This window comes from Undibacterium sp. RTI2.2, assembly GCF_035018705.1.
Lineage (GTDB): Bacteria > Pseudomonadota > Gammaproteobacteria > Burkholderiales > Burkholderiaceae_D > Undibacterium.
On sequence record NZ_JASJXN010000016.1, the window covers coordinates 38107 to 57198 of the forward strand.

At 47.2% G+C, this 19092-nt stretch carries 17 protein-coding genes and 1 riboswitch; of the genes, 14 read left to right on the forward strand and 3 right to left on the reverse strand.

Going from position 1 to position 19092, the window contains the following annotated elements:
- Window positions 1-130 precede the first annotated feature (130 nt).
- Window positions 131-2128, forward strand: a complete 1998-nt coding sequence (locus QN395_RS10660; protein WP_323491988.1) for an ankyrin repeat domain-containing protein — start codon at window positions 131-133, stop codon at window positions 2126-2128.
- A gap of 74 nt (window positions 2129-2202) precedes the next feature.
- On the opposite strand, the gene QN395_RS10665 is transcribed toward QN395_RS10660, so the two are convergent.
- The gene (locus QN395_RS10665) at window positions 2203-2928 is read right to left on the reverse strand and encodes a 16S rRNA (uracil(1498)-N(3))-methyltransferase (protein WP_323491987.1); all 726 of its coding nucleotides are present in this window, start codon (window positions 2926-2928) and stop codon (window positions 2203-2205) included.
- 742 nt (window positions 2929-3670) lie between these two features.
- Here QN395_RS10665 and tkt point away from each other — a divergent pair.
- The 4 genes from tkt (at window position 3671) to lepB (ending at window position 8282) form a co-directional block, all read left to right on the forward strand.
- On the forward strand, window positions 3671-5674 hold the full coding sequence (gene tkt, locus QN395_RS10670; RefSeq protein WP_322118835.1) for a transketolase: 2004 nt from the start codon (window positions 3671-3673) through the stop codon (window positions 5672-5674).
- Window positions 5671-6276 carry a GNAT family N-acetyltransferase gene (locus QN395_RS10675; protein ID WP_322118836.1) on the forward strand — a complete coding sequence of 202 codons (606 nt, stop codon included), beginning with the start codon at window positions 5671-5673 and terminating at the stop codon, window positions 6274-6276. Before tkt ends, QN395_RS10675 begins: the two co-directional genes overlap by 4 nt.
- Window positions 6277-6443: 167 nt before the next feature.
- Window positions 6444-7457 (forward strand): type I glyceraldehyde-3-phosphate dehydrogenase, encoded by a 1014-nt coding sequence (gap, locus tag QN395_RS10680; RefSeq protein WP_322118837.1) that lies wholly within the window; start codon window positions 6444-6446, stop codon window positions 7455-7457.
- Window positions 7458-7598: 141 nt separating this feature from the next.
- Complete coding sequence (gene lepB / locus QN395_RS10685) at window positions 7599-8282, forward strand: signal peptidase I (RefSeq protein WP_322118838.1); 684 nt, start codon at window positions 7599-7601, stop codon at window positions 8280-8282.
- Window positions 8283-8688: 406 nt separating this feature from the next.
- Here the strand turns inward: lepB and QN395_RS10690 are convergent, their stop codons facing one another.
- Both QN395_RS10690 and QN395_RS10695 read right to left on the reverse strand, forming a co-directional pair.
- Window positions 8689-9471: an IclR family transcriptional regulator gene (locus QN395_RS10690; protein WP_322118840.1), complete on the reverse strand. Its 783-nt coding sequence runs from the start codon at window positions 9469-9471 to the stop codon at window positions 8689-8691.
- A gap of 129 nt (window positions 9472-9600) precedes the next feature.
- On the reverse strand, window positions 9601-10209 hold the full coding sequence (locus QN395_RS10695; protein WP_322118841.1) for a hypothetical protein: 609 nt from the start codon (window positions 10207-10209) through the stop codon (window positions 9601-9603).
- A 249-nt stretch (window positions 10210-10458) separates the two neighbouring features.
- On the opposite strand from QN395_RS10695, the gene QN395_RS10700 reads away from it, so the two are divergent.
- The 9 genes from QN395_RS10700 (at window position 10459) to cobO (ending at window position 19089) form a co-directional block, all read left to right on the forward strand.
- On the forward strand, window positions 10459-10857 hold the full coding sequence (locus tag QN395_RS10700) for a diacylglycerol kinase (protein WP_322118842.1): 399 nt from the start codon (window positions 10459-10461) through the stop codon (window positions 10855-10857).
- A 331-nt stretch (window positions 10858-11188) separates the two neighbouring features.
- On the forward strand, window positions 11189-12223 hold the full coding sequence (cobT, locus tag QN395_RS10705) for a nicotinate-nucleotide--dimethylbenzimidazole phosphoribosyltransferase (RefSeq protein ID WP_322118843.1): 1035 nt from the start codon (window positions 11189-11191) through the stop codon (window positions 12221-12223).
- A 27-nt stretch (window positions 12224-12250) separates the two neighbouring features.
- A complete protein-coding gene (locus QN395_RS10710; RefSeq protein WP_322118844.1) occupies window positions 12251-13012 on the forward strand; it encodes an adenosylcobinamide-GDP ribazoletransferase in 762 nt (253 codons plus the stop codon).
- Window positions 12997-13563 (forward strand): histidine phosphatase family protein, encoded by a 567-nt coding sequence (locus QN395_RS10715; RefSeq protein WP_322118845.1) that lies wholly within the window; start codon window positions 12997-12999, stop codon window positions 13561-13563. The genes QN395_RS10710 and QN395_RS10715 overlap by 16 nt, the downstream gene beginning before the upstream one ends.
- 79 nt (window positions 13564-13642) lie before the next feature.
- Window positions 13643-13999, forward strand: a complete 357-nt coding sequence (locus QN395_RS10720) for a PilZ domain-containing protein (protein ID WP_322118846.1) — start codon at window positions 13643-13645, stop codon at window positions 13997-13999.
- A 122-nt stretch (window positions 14000-14121) separates the two neighbouring features.
- Window positions 14122-14396: riboswitch (cobalamin riboswitch) on the forward strand.
- 109 nt (window positions 14397-14505) lie between these two features.
- Window positions 14506-16395: a TonB-dependent receptor domain-containing protein gene (locus tag QN395_RS10725; RefSeq protein ID WP_323491986.1), complete on the forward strand. Its 1890-nt coding sequence runs from the start codon at window positions 14506-14508 to the stop codon at window positions 16393-16395.
- A 241-nt stretch (window positions 16396-16636) separates the two neighbouring features.
- The gene (locus QN395_RS10730) at window positions 16637-17665 is read left to right on the forward strand and encodes an iron ABC transporter permease (protein ID WP_323492012.1); all 1029 of its coding nucleotides are present in this window, start codon (window positions 16637-16639) and stop codon (window positions 17663-17665) included.
- Window positions 17665-18459 (forward strand): ABC transporter ATP-binding protein, encoded by a 795-nt coding sequence (locus QN395_RS10735; RefSeq protein WP_323491985.1) that lies wholly within the window; start codon window positions 17665-17667, stop codon window positions 18457-18459. The genes QN395_RS10730 and QN395_RS10735 overlap by 1 nt, the downstream gene beginning before the upstream one ends.
- Window positions 18460-18462: 3 nt before the next feature.
- A complete protein-coding gene (gene cobO, locus QN395_RS10740; protein WP_323491984.1) occupies window positions 18463-19089 on the forward strand; it encodes a cob(I)yrinic acid a,c-diamide adenosyltransferase in 627 nt (208 codons plus the stop codon).
- Window positions 19090-19092 lie beyond the last annotated feature (3 nt).

Below are 19092 nucleotides of genomic sequence, written 5' to 3' on the forward strand. Positions count from 1 at the left end.
TTAATCTGATTGTGAACTTTGTATGAATAGTTTCCGGAGGTATTTGTCATCCAAGGTTATTGCTCGCCGAGAGACTATTTTGCAACGCTGTCAGTGGCGCTGCGATTGTGCGCTCTGCTATATTTGCCGCATGAAAAAAATAAAAACAATCGCTTCAAAAATAGGGTTTAGTTTGATTGCTGTGTTATTTGGGGTGAGCTTCACTGCTGCTGGTATTGGAGCAGGTGCGATCCCTTTGGCTAAGCAGATAATTGGTTTGTGGAAAGCACAAAATCTGGTGGCAGTACAGGCGCAGATTGAAAAACTATCCCTGGAAGAGCACGACGGTGAGACCAGAACTTACCAGGTAAAGGCTGAATTTAGTTACAGCTATCAAGCCTTAGGTCACCGCAGCAAGCGCATTAACATCGGCGGCGACAGCAACGATAATATTGGCGACTACCAACGTGATATTTATCGAGAATTGCAACGCGCCAAAGACCAGGAGCAGTCCGTCACGCTCTGGGTCGATCCCGACGATCCTGAGTTTGCCGTCTATGACCGCGCAATTCGCTGGATGCGGTTATTGTTTCTGTTGCCGTTTGCATCGCTGTTCCCTGCTGTGGGGATTGGCGCTTGCTGGGCACTCTGGAAAATCTGGCGGCCTTCGGCTGAACCTGTCATTCCTGTTGTTACAGTAGAATTCGCTCAACAACATCAAGTACCACTTTCTAGCCTGATCATTGCCCCAGAACAAAGCGGTGCGTTGCCAATGGGTGTCTTTGCCGTGTTCTGGAACTTGCTCTCCTGGCCAATCGCTGGGGTGGCATTGTTCTCATCTCATATTGGCAATAATCCACTGATCCTCATCGCCGCTATCTTCCCTCTGGTTGGTATTGGGATGATTCTTTTTGCAGTGAAATTATGGTTTGTCAGAAGCTGCATTGGTCAGCCAGTTTTAGTGACCACCAGAGCGCCGGAAATAGGGTTGAATGAATGGAAAGCGAGCATACGTTTTATACCACCGCTCGGTGAAAGTTTGGGTATGTTACGCACACCGCAAGCAAGTTATCCGGTCAGGATTGAATGCCAGTGTCTTTATGAAGACAGCAGTGGTGAAGATACCAGCACTAAAACCTTGTGGTCACTCGTCGTGGATGAGGTGCAGCTTGCGCATGGAACTTCGCAGACGAGTTTCATGGTCGATTTTCCAGCACAATTGCCAGCCTCAGGTGCTGCGGATGGTAAGAACAAAAAAATTATTTGGAAATTAGTAGTCAGAGTATTTGATGGTGATTTAGTTTTTCCTTTGTTGGTTGGTTTTGCATTGAACGAGTCTTCAAAGATCCACTGGCAATGCCTGCTGCACAAATCAAAACCGCTAGATCAGCTAGATTTGACAAAGCTAGCGGAGGCTGCGTCTTTGCGTAATGCCGCTGATCGCATGAATCCTTGGTTAGGGCGCATCTTTTTATTATTTTTTGTCGCGGTTGCTGGATGGAGTTTGATCAACTTTTTGTTATCGGTGTTTGGTCCTGCTCGTGACGAGGCGCATTCAGAAATGGCGCCTGTACAAACCGAGACATATACACAATTACAGGCAAAGCTTGCTGAGGGTGCTGATCCAAATCGGCGTGACAACGATGGACTAACCAGCTTGATGCAGGCTGCGCAAGAAAAAGATTTGGCCAAAGTGCAATTATTATTATCGAGTGGCGCACGTGTTGACAATGTGACGCCAGTTGTCATTAGCGCTGCAGGTTACCGAATGGGAAACCGCAGCGCCTTATTTGATGCGATTAGTAGCGACGCGGTTGAAGTGGTCGGTGTTTTACTTGACGCTGGTGCCGACATGCGATTAGCCAGCAATCAGGTCTGGACGCCCATGCATTACGCTGCCTATGTCGGTGCTGTGCGCAGTATGCGTGTATTGCGAGAATATGGCGCTGAGATTGATGTGCCGTTTAGCGAAGCGCGCGGTTCTACCCCATTAATGGTTGCTGCGCAATATGATCAGTTGCAGTCAATCCAATTTTTACTGGAATCTGGTGCCGATAAAACGAAATTAGATTTGTACGGAGAAAATGCATGCGGCTATGCGCGTTATTTTAAAAAAACAGCTGCTGCAAAAGCGCTTGACTGCGATTAACCTGAGAGATTAGTTCAAGAGAGTAAGTTCAAACAATCATTTCAAACAAAAAATAATCGCAGCACCGCAGTACTTTACATCCCTCCCCACGCCGCATTTAATGTCGCAATCGCCGCCAGACCTGCGGTTTCTGTACGTAAGATGCGTGGCCCCATACTCAGGGTCAAGACACCTTGTCTGATCGCCAGCATTTCTTCATCATCAGAAAATCCACCCTCAGGACCGATCATCAGGCTGACTGATTGCGCGGGGTGATGACGTGCCCAGTCGGCAAGCGATTGATCTGCTCTGGGCGATAACAAAATGCGTTTATGCATATCTTGCTGTGCCAGCCATTTAGGCAAATCCATAACTGGAGACAAATGAGCCAGGCGATTACGCCCACATTGCTCCGCCGCAGCGACGATAATGCCTTGCCAGTGAGCGAGCTTTTTTTCAGCACGCTCTGCCGATAATCTCACCACACAACGTTGGGATGACAATGGCTGTATGGTCGTCACGCCAAGTTCAATCGCTTTTTCAATAATCCAATCCATCTTGGATGCTTCCGGCAAAGCCTGCGCCAAAGTCAGGGCAAATGGTAGTTCGCATTCTTCCGGTAAAAATACTTTGACTTCTGCGGTGACACTTTTTTTTGTAACGGACACCAAGGTGGCGACATAACTGCCGCCTTCGCCATTAAACAGAGAAATGTTCTCGCCAGCAGAAAGTCGTAAAACAAATATATGGTGAGCGACATCTGTAGGCAGATCAATCGAGGCGCCGATGGTAAGCGGTAAAGGGCAAAAGAAGCGAGGCATGTTCTATTTGTATAAAAGAGTATTCGTGTGACGGTATCGAAAAACGCCATATCATGGAAAAAGATTATACGGCAGGCTTTACTAATTTCGATTTGTGCAAGGAGTGATACTGGGAAGCTGACGGTGCAAATTTCTTATAAAGGAAGATTTTGCGGATAGGCCGCTCCAAGGGTCGCGGCTAAGCACTATATGGATTGCTGCTAAATCATTGCTGTTCGCGCTTTGTTTGTTTTCTTATTGGATTTAAATTTATACTCCCAATTAGTATATTTAAGTGTCCATATATTCATTGGGTATTAAGGCATTTTTTATAAAATCATGGGGGAGTATATTTTTTTTAAACCATCTAAAGCTGGACTGATCGTTTGAAAAAGATCAAATTACCTTATCGCAACGAGTTAAAGATGCGCCTGTATATTCGTTCAACTTGGGCTGATGTTGATGATTTTATAAACTCATATCAAAACTCCCTGATAATAAAATTGCCTTAATGGCATCAACTGTAAAAATTGATAGGAATAAATTGCGAGAGGTGAATATGACAGTTCGCATAGTTCTCCACTCCCGCTCTGTTAAAATAACGGACTTCGCAGAATCTGTTGCATATTTCTAGCCTGTTCGTCGTAGTTTTTCGCTCAGTATTTTCTGCTGGTCGTGTTCAAAGCATGACTCAACAAAGCATTACCTAAGTATTTAAAGCTATAAAGATTTTCCCAGACACTCTTAGCCCAATCTAATCGCCATGACCACATCTATACAGCCAGCTATGCTTACTAAAATGGCCAACGCCATCCGCGCTTTGTCTATGGACGCCGTACAAAAGGCCAATTCTGGCCATCCTGGTATGCCTATGGGGATGGCAGATATTGCCGTGGCACTGTGGAGTGGTCACTATCGCCATAATCCATCCAATCCACAATGGATCAACCGTGATCGCTTTTTGCTGTCGAACGGCCATGGTTCTATGTTGCATTATTCTTTACTGCATTTGACTGGCTATGATCTCAGCATGGACGAGATCAAAAATTTTCGTCAATTGCATTCTAAAACTGCGGGGCATCCAGAAGTCCACATCACACCTGGTGTAGAGACAACCACCGGTCCGCTAGGACAAGGGATTACCAATGGCGTTGGTATGGCCTTGGCTGAGAAATTGCTGGCGGCGGAATTTAATGAGCCTGGCCTAAACATCGTCGATCACCACACGTATGTATTTATGGGAGATGGCTGTTTGATGGAAGGTATTTCTCACGAGGCCTGTTCCTTAGCGGGCACCTTGCGTCTGAACAAACTGATTGCTTTTTGGGATGACAACGGTATTTCTATCGATGGTCATGTCGAGGGCTGGTTCACCGATGACACGCCTAAACGGTTTGAAGCGTATGGCTGGAATGTTGTAAGAGCAGTCGATGGTCACAATCCCGCTGCCGTGTCTGCCGCAATTGTTGCTGCCAAGGCCTCTGATAAACCAACACTGATTTGCTGCAAAACGGTGATCGGTAAGGGCTCTCCGAACATGGAAGGCACGCATAACGTCCACGGTGCTGCCTTGGGCGATAAAGAAATCGCTGCAGTTCGCGCCAATATCGATTGGCCATATCCACCATTTGAGGTACCTGCTGACATCTACGCAGCCTGGGACGCAAAAGCCAGTGGTAATAAAATGGAAGGCGAGTGGAATGCGCAATTTGCTGCCTACACAGAGCAGTTTCCGCACAAAGCGGCTGAACTGACTCGCCGCATGAAGGGTGAATTGCCAGCCAATTTTGACGAAGTCGTCGCCAGTGCCATTAATTCTTGCGTAGAGAAAAAAGAAAACATCGCTACCCGTAAAGCCAGCCAAAACGCGATTCAGGCCTTTGCGCCTTCATTGCCAGAATTCCTTGGTGGTTCTGCTGATTTGACGGGTTCTAACCTGACAAACTGGAAAGAATGTGTTGCGGTACGCGGTAATCAAGCCGGTAATCACATTAACTACGGCGTGCGTGAATTTGGTATGAGCGCGATGATGAATGGTATCGCTTTGCACGGCGGTTACATTCCTTTTGGCGCCACCTTCCTGACTTTCTCTGATTACAGCCGTAATGCGATCCGCATGGCGGCGCTGATGAAAATCCGTACCTTATTTGTCTTTACACATGACTCTATCGGTTTGGGTGAAGATGGTCCTACGCATCAATCAGTTGAGCACATTTCTAGTATGCGTTTGATCCCTAATCTGGATAACTGGCGTCCATGCGACACAGTGGAATCTGCAGCGGCCTGGGCTTTTGCAGTGAAGCGCCACGATGGTCCATCGACGCTGATTTTCTCGCGCCAAAACTTACCCTACCAAGAACGTAGCGCACAGCAAATTGCCGATGTTTCTCGCGGTGGTTATGTATTACAAGATGTTGCCGATGCTAAAGCCGTGCTGATTGCCACTGGTTCAGAAATTGAACTCGCGGTGAAATCAGCCGCCGAGCTGGCAAAGCAAGGCATACCTGTACGCGTCGTGTCTATGCCATCAACCGATGTCTTTGATCGTCAGGACTCAGCGTATAAAGCGAGCGTTCTCGGCAAAGGTTTGCCACGGATTGCAATCGAAGCTGGTGTAACTGACTTCTGGTACAAATATGTCGGCTTGGAAGGTGCTGTTGTCGGCATCGATACTTTTGGTGAATCAGCGCCTGCCAGCGTCTTGTTTAAATACTTCGGTTTTACAGTAGAAAACGTAGTTGCTAAAGTGAAAGCGACTTTAGCGTGAGTAAGCAAAGTATGAGCGATGCCAGCATCATTAAAGAAATCAGCTTGCGTCGTGCGACAGTCGCCGATGCGCAAGCGATTGCCGCTGTACGTATAGAAAGCTGGCGTGCTACTTATCGCGGTGTCATGCCTGATGAATATCTCGATGAAATGAAGCTTGATGACAGTACCGCAATCTGGACTCGTATTCTTAACACATCGGCTGATGAGCTACGTTGCGTATTCGTTGCCATTGCGGATGACGAGATTATTGGGTTCGCCTCCGGGATTCTGTTGAAGGAAGAAAAGCAGGGAATGCATGCAGAGTTAGCTGCGATTTATCTGCGCCCGGCTTATCAAGGTTTAGGTATCGGTCAACGGATGCTGCAAAAAGTCTCGCGTACTTTGCAAGCCATGGGTGCAAAGAATATGTTGGTCTGGGTCTTGACTGGTAACAAGGCAGCACGCCAGTTCTATGAAACTTTTGGCGGTCAATTTTTGATCGAGCAAAACTTCATCTGGGATGAGCTGGAGCTGCAAGAGGTTGCCTATGGCTGGCCAGATTTGAACGAGTTAACTGAATTGCATTTGACCTCGGCAGAGGTTGCGCCGACTTTGCACTGATCGCCAATTTAAGGCCATAGAACCTTAAATTTAAGTAAAAAAGTGTTCTTGGTTTTTATGAAGGCTTCATACCAGTTTTGTAGTAAACCCCTGAAGTAAACCTTAAACTTATAAAAATTTACACAGATTTATAAAGATTTTTCACTGTTTTTATTGGAGATAAAACCATGACGATTCGCGTCGCAATCAACGGCTATGGCCGTATCGGTCGTAACATTCTGCGTGCCCACTACGAAGGTGGCAAATTCAAAAATGAGATTCAGATCGTAGCGATCAATGACCTCGGCAATGCAGAATCTAATGCTCACTTGACTCGTTACGACACTGCCCACGGCAAGTTCCCTGGCACAGTCACTGTCGAAGGCGATACCATGATCGTCAATGGCGACAAGATCAAGGTATTCGCTGAGCGTAATCCAGCGAATATCCCTTGGGGTGAGTTGAATGTCGATGTCGTGCTGGAATGCACCGGCTTCTTCACGACAAAAGAAAAAGCTTCTGCACATTTGGCCGGCGGCGCGAAAAAAGTCATCATCTCTGCACCTGGTGGCAAAGATGTTGACGCAACGATTGTGTATGGTGTGAACCACGGCGTATTGAAGGCAACCGATACCGTTATTTCTAACGCCTCTTGCACCACAAATTGCTTAGCACCTTTGGCGAAGCCTTTGAATGATGCGATCGGTATCGTCAACGGTTTGATGACGACCATCCATGCCTACACCAATGATCAGGTGTTGACTGATGTCATGCACGAAGACTTACGCCGCGCGCGCTCTGCCACGATGAGCATGATCCCGACTAAAACTGGCGCAGCAGCGGCAGTTGGACTGGTGTTGCCAGAGTTGAACGGCAAACTGGATGGTTACGCAATGCGCGTACCAACCATCAATGTATCTGTTGTCGATCTGACATTTGTTGCTGCCCGCGACACATCGGTAGAAGAAATCAATTCCGTATTAAAGGCAGCGTCCGAAGGTGCCTTAAAAGGTATTTTGGATTACAACACAGCGCCATTGGTTTCAGTCGATTTCAACCACAATCCAGCATCTAGTACTTATGACGAAACATTGACTAAAGTATCTGGTCGTTTAGTCAAAGTGTCTAGCTGGTATGACAACGAATGGGGTTTCTCTAACCGCATGTTGGATACAACGGTTGCCTTGATGAACGCGAAATAATTTCAGTTTTTACGATTAAAAAAAAAGCCCCGAACTTTCGGGGCTTTTTTTTGTCTATTGAGTTCAACTGTGTTCAACTATATTCCGCTGTGTTTTGCTATATGTAGCTGCCTTGATTGATCTAACTGGAGATGTCCGACGATGTTTAATCCCAAAAAACTAATGGCCGACAATAAAGGCTTCATCCTGTTCATGCTCGGCATGGTGCTGGTGCGCAGTGCGATGGCAGATTTCTATCTGGTGCCTTCCAGTTCTATGTACCCAACGCTGGTAGAGGGTGACCGAGTAATTTGCAATCGCCTGGCCTACGACGTTAAGTTGCCGTTTACCGATGTCGTACTCAAGCAAGTTGCCGATCCGCAGCGCGGTGATATCGTTACTTTTATCTCACCGCAAGATGGTGTGAGATTAGTCAAACGCCTGATCGCAGTGCCTGGAGATACAGTTGAAATGCATGATGAACAGTTAGTCATCAATGGGGTGCCAGCCAATTACAAAGAAGCATTCGATAGTGCTGAAAATCATCTGACACCAGCTCGTGAATATTCCGGTAAACAGCTGGTGTATCAGGAGACGGTAGGAGATAAACAGCACGGCATTATCATCATGCCAGAGCGCCAAGCTATGCGATCTTTTGGTCCTGTCAAAGTGCCTGAGGGTCAATATCTGATGTTGGGCGACAATCGCGATAATAGCAAAGATTCGCGTTATATCGGTTTTGTGAAGCGGGAATTGATCACTGGGCGTGTCAGTCGCTTATTGTTTTCACTCGACGGTGATAATTATTATTTGCCGAGATTAGAGCGGGTTGCAGCGAGGACTTAAGCTGTCATTGCGCGGATGTTATTTGATGTTTATTTCAGGCTATAGGGCAAAATTCAAAAGCTAATCCAATATTGAGACGTTGGATTAGCTTTTTGGTTTAATGATGGTTGTCAGTAAAATAATCGGCACTCGCACTCTGAATATCATCATATAAAGTTTCTTCTGAAGTAAAACTTGTTTTGCCAGGCAGATGCGGTTCTTGTACAAAATAATTACACAATATGGCTCCGGCTATTGGTATCAGCCAGACCAGTCCTAACTGAATGTATTTTTGTGTTAATTCTAAATTCTTACTCCGCCAAATGCGAATGCTTACAAAAATATTCAGACACAACAGTGCAGCTATCGCTAATGTAAAGATTATTTCCAGACTATTCATTGATTTTGACGTTCTTTTTTTACGAAGTCAGACTGATGTAGCAACATAACCCAGTGTCTCTGAAATCTGCTCTGCGGTAGAGATCAGATCGCCTAGCCATTCTTCTTGCAAGCGGTCTGCTGGTGCGGAAATCGAGAGACCCGCAATCATCTTGCCACTATCATCGCGTATGCCTGCTGCCATGCAGCGTACTCCTAGCTCTAGCTCTTCATTGTCGCGTGCATAGCCATTTTCGCGCACGTCACTAAGTTCTTTTTCTAGCTTGTGTAAATCAGTGATGGAGTTTTTGTTGTGTCCTGCGAGGCCTGTGCGGGTAGCGTAAGCGCGGATTGCTTTTGGCTCGTCCAGGGATAAAAATAATTTGCCCGTAGAGGTCAAATGCAGGGGTGCTCTGCCGCCGATTGCGCGTACCACCTGCATGCCGGAGCGCTCTGAAAAGGCGCGGTCGATGTACACAATCTGATCGCCTTGGCGCACAGATAAGTTGACTGTCTGGTGCGTCTGACGATGTAGTGTACGCATAAATTCCAGCGCTGCCTCACGCACGTTTAAACGACTTTTGACTATATTGCCTAGCTCTAACAGACGCATGCCCAGTCGATAAGAACCGGCTTCAGCTCGGTCTACAAAACGCGTCGTGACCAGATCATTCAAAATCCGGTGTGCGGTGGAGGGGTGCAGACCAGTGACAATGGCAAGTTCTTTTAAACTTACCGGGTCTTGGTAGCGAGACAAGGCATCTAGTAGTGAGACTAGACGTTCTATTACTTGAATGGCAGTTTTTTCTGAGCCGAGCGTATCGTTTTTCATATTATGGTTGGTGCATTGCAATAGCTCTTTATACCATAATGTGAAAAGCAAGTCAGCTAATTGGTGACCTAAGTCGAGGCAAATTGACAACGATTTTTGGAGTTCTCTGATCTGTTCGCAGGCGAATAATCACCAATTGCAACCAACATCAGTAACGGTACTCAAGGCAATTGGAATCACCGCAAGCAAACCCGCCCCTGCAAAGGCATTGCGACAATCTTTCCGCACGGTTTTTTTTACTTTTTCACCAAACTGTTTTTCTACACTTTGATCACGCGCAAAACCTAGCTGCATCTTTTCTATTTCGCTGTGCTTGCCACGGCGATATTCTTCTTTGGCAGTTTGTCTGATATTTTCTAAATCCAAATGTGTGTCATGCGTATCATTAGTTGACGTAGTTATTTTGTCCCCCGAAGTAAGCTCGGCTAGTGGTGTGATGGCTGCAGTAGTCTGTGGCTTGCGCATATCTTCTGTCGCCGGCTTTGGAGGATTGCTGGTATTTGCTAGTTTAGTGTTAGTGACTTTGCTCGCTATGACTGGCGACGTTGTTTTAGCTGGTGTCTTAGGTTTTATCTGAACGAAATTCAGATCGATATAAGTGACTGCGGCTTGCTCCATATCTCTTTGCAATGGCGCTCGCCCCAATTCAAATCGCATCAGCAGTATCAGGGCTGCATGCGCTGCCAGGATAAGGGCGATGGTGGTCAGGTGCTGCGGAATTTTATGTGCAATCGCCATGTTTTGGTTTGGGATGGTGAAGGATGCTTAGAGTTTATTTTAAGCTTTGCTGCTATTTGAGCATCTCATTTGAGATTGGTTCTCACAAGGCTAAAAGAATTTTCATTTTATCAAGTCTGCGCGGCAAACATTTACATCATGTACGAAATACTTGTCGCAATGTACTGTTAAAATCGGCGCGACTATTGTTTTCTGTGTAATCCATAAACTTTCACCCATAACGCCCCGTTGCCATTTCAGGAATTATTCATGAGCGATCAAGAACAAGCCGTTAGCGAATTTAAAAGTAAGAGCGGTCTTAAACGTATTTTCTCCGCATTTTTTTATTCGATTGATGGATTTAAATCGGCCTGGAAAAATGAGCATGCATTCCGACAGGAGCTGGTCTTGGTAGTCATCGGTATTGTCGTCGCACTGGCGCTGCCGGTGTCATCGTTTGAGAAACTGATGATGATTGCCAGCTTGCTGTTGATCTTGGTGGTGGAGTTGATTAATTCAGCCATCGAGGCAGTGGTGGACAGGGTATCGCTAGAGCGTCATACCTTGTCTAAAAACGCGAAAGACTTTGGCAGCGCTGCTGTGCTGCTGACTTTTTTAATCTCGGTGGGCACTTGGGGTGTGGTTTTATTTAACCGCTTTTACTATTGATTACTACTAGACCAACACGCTTATATTTAGCAGATATTTGGACTCAATAACTGTGTGTAGTGGTACAAATATCATATACTCCCCTCAATTTTATTAAAATTGTGCCTATCGTCCAAATATTATATGGACAATGAAAATATACTATATGGGAGTATATAATTTACTTATGAGAAAAAAGTCTAGTTTTTTCTATTTTTACTTATCTATTTAGTTGCTTAACTCGCCAATTAGCCAAATTTTCAGAACCTGAGTTCAACACGCCGGGTTGCTTCAGGCAGATTCAGAATCACCTATCTTTAACCAGCTTGCCTACTTATCGCGACTGTCTACCATGACCCATATTCCTCACATAACTTCAACTCACGATCTCGCTTTATCTGACGCATTGACTACTTGCATCAACAATAAAACCAAGCCTTTGGGCAGTCTTGGTATGTTGGAGCGGCTCGCCAGGCAAATCGGATTGATTCAGCAAACTACTCAACCTGTGCTGACTCAGGCGGCGATTATTGTATTTGCGGGTGATCATGGTGTGGTGGCGGAAGGTATCTCCGCGTTTCCGCAAGATGTCACCTGGCAGATGGTAGAAAACTTTTTGGCAGAGGGTGCGGCGATCAATGTGTTTGCCCGACAAAACGCGATTGCGCTGCATATTGTGGATGCCGGTGTCAAGCATGACTTTGGCGTGCGTACGGGTTTGCTGGATCGTAAAATCGCTGGCAGCACGCGTAATTTTGCCAAAGAAGCTGCGATGTCGGCAGAACAGTGTTTGGTGGCGCTGAAGAACGGCCAAGAGATCGTCGCTGCTTTGCCTGGTAACGTGCTTGGTTTTGGCGAAATGGGTATAGGCAACACCACGTCCGCCGCTGCTTTAATGCATCAACTGACGGGCATCCCTGTTGCTGATTGTGTAGGTGCTGGTACTGGGTTGGATGCAGCAGGTATCCGCCGCAAGCAACAAGTGATTGAAGATGCGGTTAAATTGCATGGCAAACAGAGTGATCCTTTGGCAGTATTGGCCTGCTTTGGTGGATTCGAAATTGCAACGATGGTCGGTGCCATGCTGGCTGCGGCAGAGCGTCGCATGGTGTTACTGATTGATGGTTTTATTGTGACCAGCGCATTATTGGTCGCGGCCAGATTGCAGCCAGCTATTCTCGATTATTGCGTCTTCGCCCATTGCTCGGACGAGAGCGGACATGCCAAGATGCTGGCCGCATTAGAGGCGCGTCCTTTGCTGCAATTGGATTTGCGTTTAGGTGAGGGTACGGGTGCCGCCTTGGTGTATCCGTTAGTGCAAGCGGCAGTTAATTTTATGAATCAGATGGCGACGTTTGAATCAGCCCAAGTCAGCGAAAAATCCTGATATTAGCCACGCTACTCTAAAACAATGATGCATCAAATTCGCCTCTTTTTTATTGCCTTGCAATTTTTTACGCGTATCCCGATTCCGTCTTGGGTCGGGTTTGAGGCGGCGTGGTTACATCAGGCATCGCGTTATTTTCCGGCAGTTGGGTGGGTGGTCGGCTTGGTCACTGCGACGGTGTTTGGTTTGGCATCTCTGGTATTGCCACAGACGGTGGCGGTTATTTTGTCGACCGTGGCGGGCATTATGTTGACAGGCGCTTTTCACGAAGATGGTTTTGCCGATGTTTGCGATGGTTTTGGGGGAGGCATGACACCAGAGCGCGTATTAGACATCATGAAGGACTCACGTGTTGGAGCATATGGCGCGATTGGTATTGGCATGCTGCTGCTAACCAAAGTGAGTGTACTTGCCAGCATGCCTGCGTCGTATGTGATCCCTGCATTATTGGTCGCCCATCCCTTATCACGGTTGGCATCTTGCAGCCTGATTTTTTTGATGGACTATGCGCGGCTGGAAGGGAAAGCAAAGCCCTTAGCGCAGCATATGTCGGGGTTGGAATTAGTAGTCGCTTGCGCCACCGTTTTTTTACCGGCCCTAGCTTTATTTTATGTGCAGTTGCTGCCGTTAAAAAATCTTATGCTAGGCGTCATTTTGTTGTGTCTGGCAAGTTGGTGGCTGGCACGTCTGTTCAAGCGCAGGATTGCGGGTTACACCGGTGATTGTCTGGGCGCGGTGCAGCAATTGTCCGAAGTCGCGTTTTATCTCGGTCTATGCAGCTTTATCTGATCCGTCACCCCAAGCCCGAGATCGTATCCGGTATTTGTTACGGGCGCTCTGACATCCTTAGTTCAGAGGTTGAATGTGAATTGGTATTGCCTGCATTAAGAGCCGCATTACCTGCGGATATTCCAGTCTATTCCAGCCCTTTACAACGATGCGCGCTGCTGGCAAATTATTTGCATCCTGCGCCTGTTTTCGACCCACGTTTGATGGAGATGGATTTTGGTGATTGGGAATTAAAGAGCTGGGATCAGATTCCGCGCGCAGAGATTGATGCCTGGGCTGCTGATGTCAGTAATTACCGGCCTGGTGGTGCAGAAAACGTAACAGAGATGGCAGCACGCGTGATACATTTTCTGCAAGATGCAAAAAACATAATGATGAATGCAGGACAACAGCATCTTGCAGTAGTATGTCACGCAGGTACGATGCGTTTAATGTTGGCATATCAGCCTGCAATCGATCTTATTGCTTTAGCAAAACGGGTAGAGAGCTATCCACAAACGATAGGTTTTGGTGAATGCAAACAATTGCAACTAGGCGAATGTAACATTTAGGTCCAATGTTAAAATTGGTGAAATCACACCAATTGAATTGTTAATGCTGAAGTATGCCAGCTCAGCAAGGAATGTATTAATGATAGAACTACGTAAAAGTCCCAGGGTGAATGTCACCTGGCGAGCCGTAATCAAGCTGGCAAACGGGCAATTGATGCCTGCAAAAATCGTGAATATTTCGACGGGTGGCGTATTGCTACAGTGCCCAGAAAAGTTGGAAGTCAATGCCGAATACCAAATCATGATGGAAGTACCTAGCATCGATTTCGCCAAGAAAGAACAATTTAAAGTTCCTTGCAAAGCCCACATACAACATATCATTTTGACTGGCGATTTTTATCGGGTCGGGGTGAAGTTTAGCGAACTGTCCGATTTGCATCAGCGCTTGCTCGATGCCTGGATTTCCAAATCCACTGTAAGCGATCAATCTAATTAGCCCACTGTAAAGTGGGTCGATTGCTGCGTCGATTCGCCGCGAAGCGATATTTTTCCGGTCCTTACGGCGGCTAGTTACCACGTCGAACCGAGTCTTTCGCTTGCCGCCAAACCGCTATCGCCTTAGAATGGCGAAGTTTTGGTGCTCGCAGACATATCCATGTCTGCGGTTAAACGGGAAACACAATGCAAAGTTTGATTTTTGCAAGCGTGTGCTGCCCCCGCAACGGTGAATAAGCGCTGTATCGAGATTGACTCAATCATGTCAATGAACAGATCAATGATCTGATCAATACAGCCAGCCTTTCGCATATACCACTATGTCGTCGTTCAGGCATGGGAAGGTCGGAAGGTGATGCTTGTCAGCCCGGATACCGGCCAGAATAAGTGAAGCGTCATCCGTAATCAAGTTCATTGATGTTGATGAGCGTTGGTGAATGCCGATGATGCTTTGTATTCATGCAGCCTGCGGGGACGTTGGCTGCTTGCCCCTTTTCAATTGTGATCATGACCTCTGCATTTAAACCGCTCGCCATCAGCTTTGCTGTGGCCGCTGCTTTTTCCTCTTCTTCTGTGTTTGCTCAATCGGCTGTTCAGCCCAATGCGAGTCAACAGAATTCCGATAACACTAACAACGCCGCAAATGTTGTTATCACTGCTGGCCGTCAGGTGCAGGCAGCTAAAGACGTATTGGCTGATAACGTAGTAATTACTGCTGCTGATATCGCCAAGTCGGGCGCGGCCTCTGTTGCCGAATTACTGCAACAACAACGTGGTGTAGAAATCACGACAAACGGCGGCGCAGGTACCAATGCTTCTGTGTATATCCGTGGTGCAGGCAATGCTCAAAACGTCGTGTTAGTAGACGGCATACGAATCGGTTCTTCCACTACTGGTGGCGCTACCTGGGCGACAATTCCTTTGGCGCAAATTGAGCGTATCGAAATTGTGTACGGCCCTTTAAGCAGTCTGTACGGCGCTGATGCAATGGGTGGCGTGATACAGATTTTCACTAAAAAAGGTGGCTCTGTTATTACCCCGACAGTGTCAGCAGGATTGGGTAGCTACGGTTTGAAGAAATTGGCCGCTGGTGTTTCTGGTGCGACCGACAATCATTTCAGTTTTGCCCTGAACGCTGCTCATGATGAGGCTGATGGTTTCTCGGCAACCAAGCCAGGCGCAGGTCCATACTCCTACAACGCAGACAAAGATGGCTACACCTTAGACAGCGTCAGTGGTCGTTTAGGTTATGAAGTGATGAAGGGGCATGAGTTGGGTCTGACTTTCTTGCAAAGTCGTTTGAGTGCCCAGTTTGATGCAGGTCCTGGCTACGATGACCGCAGCATCCAAAAGTTGGAAACCTTAGCAGTGTTTAGCAAAAACCGTATCGCGCCTAACTGGCTCAGCACTGTGCAACTGGCACAGACAGCAGATAAAAGTTTTACCGATGCCTCCTATGGTCAAAGCCAGATTGACACGACCCAGACTAGCTTTAACTGGCAAAATGACATCATGCTTGGCAAGGATGTTTTACAATTAGTTTATGAGCACCGCGAAGAAAAAGTGAACGGTACTACAGTAGAAGTCGAGGGCAAACGTAAGACCAATTCGGTAGCTGGTTCTTATGTGTTTAAGCAAGATGCTCATCTGGCCAGCGCCAGCGTACGTTACGATGACAGTTCACAGTACGGTTCTAAAGCGACTGGCAGTATCGCTTACGGCTATCGCTTAACCAATGCATTGCGTGTGAATGCAAGTTACGGTACCAGCTTCCGTGCACCGACGTTTAATGAACTGTATTACCCAAGTTATGGCATTGCGACTAACAAACCAGAACAGGCAAAAAATGCCGAGATCGGGATGTTCTACGAAGATGATATGACGCAGTTCAGCGCCGTGTATTACTCCAATAAAGTGACAGATTTACTGGCGTATGCCAATGTTTGTCCGGTCCAACAATCGACACATCAGTATGGTTGCGCCTATAACGTCAACAAGGCAACTTTGTCTGGTTTAACTTTAGGCGGCTCTACTCATCTGGGTGATCTGACATTGCGCGGATCATTGGATTTGCAAGATCCAAAAGATGATACAACTGGTTTGCGTCTGGCGCGCCGTGCTAAGCAACACGGTAGTCTGGCAGCTGAATACGCATTGGGTAAAACCAAATTGGGCGTAGAAACGCTATTCTCTGGCCAGCGTTTTGATGATGTAGCGAACAAAAAAGTGTTAGCCGGTTATAGCTTGCTAAACCTGTACGCCACTTATGATGTCGCTACCAACTGGTCTGTGATTGGTCGCTGGAACAACGCGCTGAACAAAGATTATGAACTCGCTAAAAATTATGCAACAGCCGGTTCTAATGTATTTGTTGGCGTGAATTACGGTTTTAAGTAAATCTACATTCAGCTCAAATTAAGTTAAATTTAAGCGTGGAATAAATTGATTTTCCCTTGCCCATTTTTTGCTAGCAGAAGATCGGCAAGGAGTTTAAATAGGGTGTGCAGCTTGATGTACAGCTCGATATGCAACTTATGCCAACACGGCAAATTGTGACAGATTTTTCCTGTCGATTTCTTCCATAAGGCTGACCGTGACTCTTGCTACTTCTTCCGGCTCCGGCATTGTTTCCTCAGCGATTACCAACAAACAGCCTAATTCCTGGCGCGCCTCACGCATCATTGGTATTTTAATTTTTTTGTCGCTCACCAGCATCGCTATAGCTTGTGTGACTGGCTCAGTCTCACTGTCTTTTTCAGAATTATTCCATGGCTTGCTAGAACTATTGAACCGCAAGCCTTCAACCCTTGCAGCGACTTTATTAGAGCTGCGTTTAAGCCGTGCGATGCTCGGGTTTGTTACCGGCGCGACCTTGGCTTTGGCCGGTGTATTGATGCAAGCCCTGCTGCGTAACCCTCTAGCTGATCCTTACGTACTGGGTATTTCTGGTGGCGCATCGGTTGGCGCATTGACTGTTATGTTGTTGATCGGTATGAGCTGGCTAGTCGATTTGGCCGCGTTTGGTGGTGCGATTGCTGTCGCGGCTTTGCTGTTTCTTTTAGCGTATCGTGATCTGCGCGGCAGTGGCAGTTCTGACGGTAGTGCGCCATTGTTATTACTGACGGGAGTGATCGTTCAGGCTGGTTGTGGTGCCGTGATTACCTTGATGCTGTCCATCGCGCCAGATAGCCGTTTGCGCGGTATGGTGTTTTGGATGATCGGCGATTTGTCCAATGCCGACGCACGCGTTTTCCCCTGGGTGATCTGGATTGTCGTCTTATTATTTGCCTTGCGTATGGCAAGGGCAATCAATGTCGCCGCCATGCATGCAGATAACGCCATGACCTTGGGTATCAATATCGGAAAATTACGCCAGGCCTTATTTTTCTGTGCGGCTTTGTTAACCGCCAGCGCAGTCAGCAGCGCCGGTAGTATTGGATTTGTCGGATTGATTATTCCGCATGCCTGCCGCTTTGCCTGGGGCGCAGATCATCGCTTATTGATTCCCGCTGCGAGTCTGGCGGGCGGTAGTTTTTTAGTCTTGGCTGATACCTTGGCACGTACAGTCGTCGCGCCCCAGCAATTACCAGTTGGCGTGATCACGGCCATGATTGGCGTGCCGCTATTTTTGCTGCAACTGCATCAGTTAAGAAAGCAGGTGCGCTGATGAATGCAGCTCTCCAAATAGTACAAACATTATTAAGTACAACCGATTTGCATCTGTCTGTCGGCAAACGCACGCTGGTAACGGAGTTGCAATGGCAAGTCAATACTGGTGAATGCTGGTGCATCATCGGACGTAACGGCGCCGGCAAAAGTACCTTGCTGCGTACCTTGGCAGGTATGCGTGCCATCGAGCAGGGTAATGTCGCAATTAAAAATAAAAAAATCCAGCAATGGTCGCTCACAGACTTAGCAAAAGAACGTTCCTTTCTGCCACAGGGCAGGATAGATGCCTTTGGTTATAGCGCTATCGAAACCGTATTGAGTGCCCGCCATCCATATCATGATGCGCATTATTGGGAGTCAACTAGCGATTTGGAATTGGCGCATCAAGCCTTACAGGCACTCGATGTTGCCGACATGGCAGAGCGCGATGTACGCAGCTTGTCCGGTGGCGAGCGGCAACGTGTGGCGATCGCTGCTTTACTGGCGCAAGATGCCAATTTAATGCTGTTAGATGAACCCGCTAATGCGCTGGATTTGGCGCATCAGGTCAGCGTGATGCAATTATTTTCTCGCTTATGTCAGGAGCAAAATAAGGCGGTCGTGATGGTCAGCCATGATCTTAATCTGGCACATCGGGTCGCCACTCACGCATTATTGTTGATGGGTGACGGACGCTGGCTGGCTGGTGCCGTCGATGATGTTATGACCGCCGACAAACTCAGTCTTTGTCTGGGTCATCCGCTGGAATTAGTACAGCATGGTGAGCAGACTATTTTTTTACCCGGACACTAAATCATGAATCAAGAAAATAACACGCCGGAAGACAATATCAACACCCGTCATCTGCGCCGCATGCAGCGTAAAAAAGAGTTGATGGATCAAAAGATCGACGCCGCACAGCGTAAGACTGGCGTCGTAGTGATTAATGCCGGGAATGGCAAGGGCAAAAGTTCTAGCGGTTTTGGCATGGTGATGCGGGCGATGGGGCATGGTATGCAAGTCGGCGTGGTGCAATTTATTAAAGGCGCGATGTCGACTGGCGAAGAGATTTTCTTACGCCGTTTTCCAGAGGAAGTCAGCTTCCATGCCATGGGAGAAGGCTATACCTGGGAGACCCAAAACCGCGAGCGTGATATTGAAAAAGCCCAGCTTGCCTGGAAAAAAGCCCAGGAGTTTTTGCGTGATCCCGCAATTGATATGGTCTTGTTAGATGAGTTGAATATTGCACTCAAATACCATTATCTAGACGTGCAACAAGTGATTGCCGACCTCGATGCTCGTCCAGAAATGCAGCACGTGATCATCACCGGGCGCGGTGCTTTGCCGGAGTTAATTGAAGTCGCCGATACCGTGACCGAGATGCAAGTCGTCAAGCATGCCTTTAAAGATGGCATCGTCGCGCAAGCCGGGATTGAGTGGTAAAAA